We start from the raw sequence: 3598 nt of genomic DNA, 5'->3' as shown, positions 1-3598 counted from the left end.
AGGCACGCCGCCAGCGTTCGTCCTGAGCCAGGATCAAACTCTCAATTTAAAAGTTTGAATGCTCATTACTGTTATTTGGCTACTAATCTAGTAGCTCAAAAGAATTGCTGGTTTATTTAATAGATAAGTTTTCTTATCTCACTCTGTTTAATTTTCAAAGATCTTGTCGCTTCTTAGCGACTTATTTATCTTATCATGGTCACTTAACTTTGTCAACAACTTTTTTTACTTTTAAAGTTGTTTTTTGTTGAGTTTTGTCGTTTCTTCAAGCGACATGTGTTATTGTATCATACTATTATTTTAATATAAATGAATATTCTTTCATGATTGAAGTATAGCATTGGCATTCTTATATTTTCATATATTTTTCTTTAATATACTACTACTGATACACTAGGTAAAGTTTTAATAGTCTATGAATTTTCATTTGATTATTGTTTCATATAGGATACAATAATACAGGAGGTGATTTTAGTGCCACAGTTAAAAATAAGAGGTATTAAAGTAGATGATATATGCAAGATAAGTACAAAGCTCATTGATGAATTAGAACAAATTATTGGATGTCCTAGAAATTACTTTACAATTGAGCATATAAGTTCTACCTTTATAAAGGATGGCAACATATATGAAGGATATCCTTTTGTTGAAATTGTTTGGTTTGATAGAGGTCAAGAAATTCAAGATAAAACGGCAAAAACAGTTACTGATCTTATTACTAAGTTAGGCTACGAAAATATTGATTTATTTTTTACTCCCTTAAAAGAAAATCTTTATTATGAAAATGGAACACATTTTTAATAACTTTTTTAGCTTTAGATGTCAGAATTTTACCACTAGTAGTTAACGAATAAAAACCAAGAGTTGATGGTATGTGTTTCGTATTTACCATCAACTTTTTAACTTAGACATTTGAAAAAATACCCGTTAAATTGGCTAGTTATTTTTTCAGATGCCTTAATACTTTTCTAAAAATAAAGAACTCATATTGCAATTACAGCTAAACCCAAAATGCTCTAGAGATTTTTGTAAAGCTAGTAATGTATAGCTTACTTTATCAACTCTAGCATTTTCCCCCATATGGCCAATCCTTATAACTCTACCTTGAAGATATCCAAAAGATCCTGCTATTAATACATTATACTTTTCTACCATATGATCTCTTAGTAATTGATCATCTATGCCTTCTGGTACTTCTATTACTGTAACTGTATTAGCGTAACCCTCTTTTATATGTAGTTCTAATCCTGCTTCTCTAACAGATATTCTAGTAGCTTCTGCTACCCTCGCATGTCTGTGTATAATTTCTTTATCTTCTAATATGTTATCTATAGCTACCCTAAGTGCCAAAATATCACTTATAGGTTGTGTATACGGAAACCACTTGTTTTCATAGTAATTTTCCCATATTAGCAGATTACAATAGAAAGCTGCAATAGGAGTTTTTCTATTTTTCATAACTTCGAAAGCATCATTACTTATACTTAGAATTGTTAACCCTGGAGGAGCAGATATACATTTTTGTGAACCACCTAATGCTATATCTATATTCCATTCATCAACTTTTAATTCTTCTCCCCCCATAGCAGCAACACTATCTACAACTGTGATAATTCCTTTATTTTTAAGAATAGGACATATTTTAGATATATCATTTAATACTCCTGAAGGCGTGTCACAATGTACTACAGTTGCATATTTAAAATCGTTATCTCTATCTAAAAAACTCTTAAGTTCATTTGTATCTATTCCTTTTTGCCTATCTCCTTTAAAAAATACAACATCTCCACCGTACATTTTCACGAAATCAGCAAAACCTTCACCAAATATACCGTTATCAATTACTAATACCCTATCTCCTTCTTCTGTTAAAGATGCACATGCTGCTTCAAGGCCTAATATTCCTTCCCCACTTAATATTCTTACTTCATTTTTTGTTTTTAAAAAGTCGGCTATCCTATTGCAGGTTTCCTTATAAAAATCATAAAATTGTAAATCTAAATCTGGATTTGTGCATTCTAAACTTCTTGCTAATCTTACATTTTCTCTAACCTGAGTTGGTCCAGGTGTCATGATATTTGGAATTTTCATTTTATACCACTCCTATTAAAATTAGAATTAAATTTACGTACATATATTGCTGAAATTATAACATTATATTACAGTATATAAAAGTGTAATAATACAATATATATTAAATTAATAATATAATTAGATATTTTTGTACAAAATAAATCTATAATACACCTGTATAGAAACTTATGTTAAAATTACTATGATTGTAATTTGGTAGTTACTATAACTCTTAATGCTGAAAGGAGTATATTATATGAATGTACAGGAAAAGCTTAAAAATAGTATAGAAAAAATATATAAAAATTATACTGCTGAGAAAACTGGAGGATATATTACGGGTGATGGCCCAATCCCCTGTGATATATTATTTATAGGAGAAGCTCCAGGAAAAACAGAAGTAGAAGAAGGCAAGCCTTTTGTAGGAATGGCAGGAAAAAACTTCGAAAAATATTTGAATAGCATAGGGTTATCTAGGAAAAATATTCGTATAACTAATACTTGTTTTTTTAGACCTATAAAAGAAAAAGAGAATCCATCTGGTAGAGTAACAATAAGTAATAGACCGCCTAAAACTTCAGAAGTTGAACTTTTTCGTGAAGTATTAGATGAAGAAATAAACTATGTTAACCCTAAAATTATTATAACTTTAGGAAATGTCCCTTTAAAAAGGTTAACTAAATTTAAAGCTATAGGTGATTGCCACGGTAATTTATACTTTAATGAAGATTTAAAAAGATATGTGTTTCCAATGTATCACCCTTCTTCTCTAACATATAACAGAAATGAAGAGTTTCTATTAACTTATGAAGAAGATTGGAATAAATTAAAAAACGCTCTATTAAAAATTTAAATAGAGCACTTTTAAATTTATTTCTTGTTTTTTATCCATAAGAATACAAATGCTGCCATTCCGCCGAAAGTATCTATAACAACATCTCTAACACGGCTAGTCCTTCCTGGAACAAAGATTTGATGAATTTCATCTGAACATGCATATAAAAATACTACTAATATGGAAGTTATTAATGATTTCTTTAGGTTTATTTTTTTATATGTAGCATTAAATACTAACAAGTATAATATCAAGTATTCTGTAAAATGAGCAATTTTTCTAACTACAAAGTTAGCTAAATCTCCCAGAATACTATCTAAATTTAATCCTAAAAGCTTAAACAATTGTATTACAAATTTGCTTTTTCCATCCGATATGACAGCTGGTTGATTAGAAAACCAAAATATAATAACCATCCATATAATAACTAGAATCCACTTAACTCTTTTACTCATAATAAAACCTTTCTAAAGCTAATTTAAAGTCTGCATTACTATAATGTTTTTTATAAATAAATATTACTCCTAACTCGCTATTTTTTCCAGTGTAATTTCTTTTTTTGTCTTTGCTTATACAAAAAATAAAAAAAGTATCTTTATAACAAGATACTTTTTTGGTGGCTTACCGGGGAATCGAACCCCGGACACCATGATTAAAAGTCATGTGCTCTACCGACTGAGCTAGTAAACC

4 protein-coding genes and 1 tRNA gene are annotated in these 3598 nt (G+C 29.1%); 2 read left to right on the top strand and 3 right to left on the bottom strand.

Going from position 1 to position 3598, the window contains the following annotated elements:
• The first annotated feature begins 474 nt into the window (after positions 1-474).
• Positions 475-801 (top strand): DUF1904 domain-containing protein, encoded by a 327-nt coding sequence (locus HGI79_RS22175; RefSeq protein WP_185652840.1) that lies wholly within the window; start codon positions 475-477, stop codon positions 799-801.
• Between the two features lie 156 nt (positions 802-957).
• Here HGI79_RS22175 and HGI79_RS22170 read toward each other — a convergent pair whose 3' ends face one another.
• Complete coding sequence (locus HGI79_RS22170) at positions 958-2091, bottom strand: alanine--glyoxylate aminotransferase family protein (protein WP_185652839.1); 1134 nt, start codon at positions 2089-2091, stop codon at positions 958-960.
• A gap of 238 nt (positions 2092-2329) precedes the next feature.
• Between HGI79_RS22170 and HGI79_RS22165 the strand changes: the two genes are divergently transcribed.
• Complete coding sequence (locus HGI79_RS22165; protein ID WP_185652838.1) at positions 2330-2926, top strand: uracil-DNA glycosylase; 597 nt, start codon at positions 2330-2332, stop codon at positions 2924-2926.
• Between the two features lie 17 nt (positions 2927-2943).
• Here the strand turns inward: HGI79_RS22165 and HGI79_RS22160 are convergent, their stop codons facing one another.
• Both HGI79_RS22160 and HGI79_RS22155 read right to left on the bottom strand, forming a co-directional pair.
• Positions 2944-3363: a VanZ family protein gene (locus HGI79_RS22160; RefSeq protein ID WP_185652837.1), complete on the bottom strand. Its 420-nt coding sequence runs from the start codon at positions 3361-3363 to the stop codon at positions 2944-2946.
• A 159-nt stretch (positions 3364-3522) separates the two neighbouring features.
• Positions 3523-3598 (bottom strand) — tRNA-Lys (locus HGI79_RS22155).

It is taken from the genome of Clostridium sp. DJ247 (genome assembly GCF_014231265.1).
Note: the sequence above shows the minus strand (reverse complement) of the source record. Positions and strands in the feature narration are given on the sequence as shown.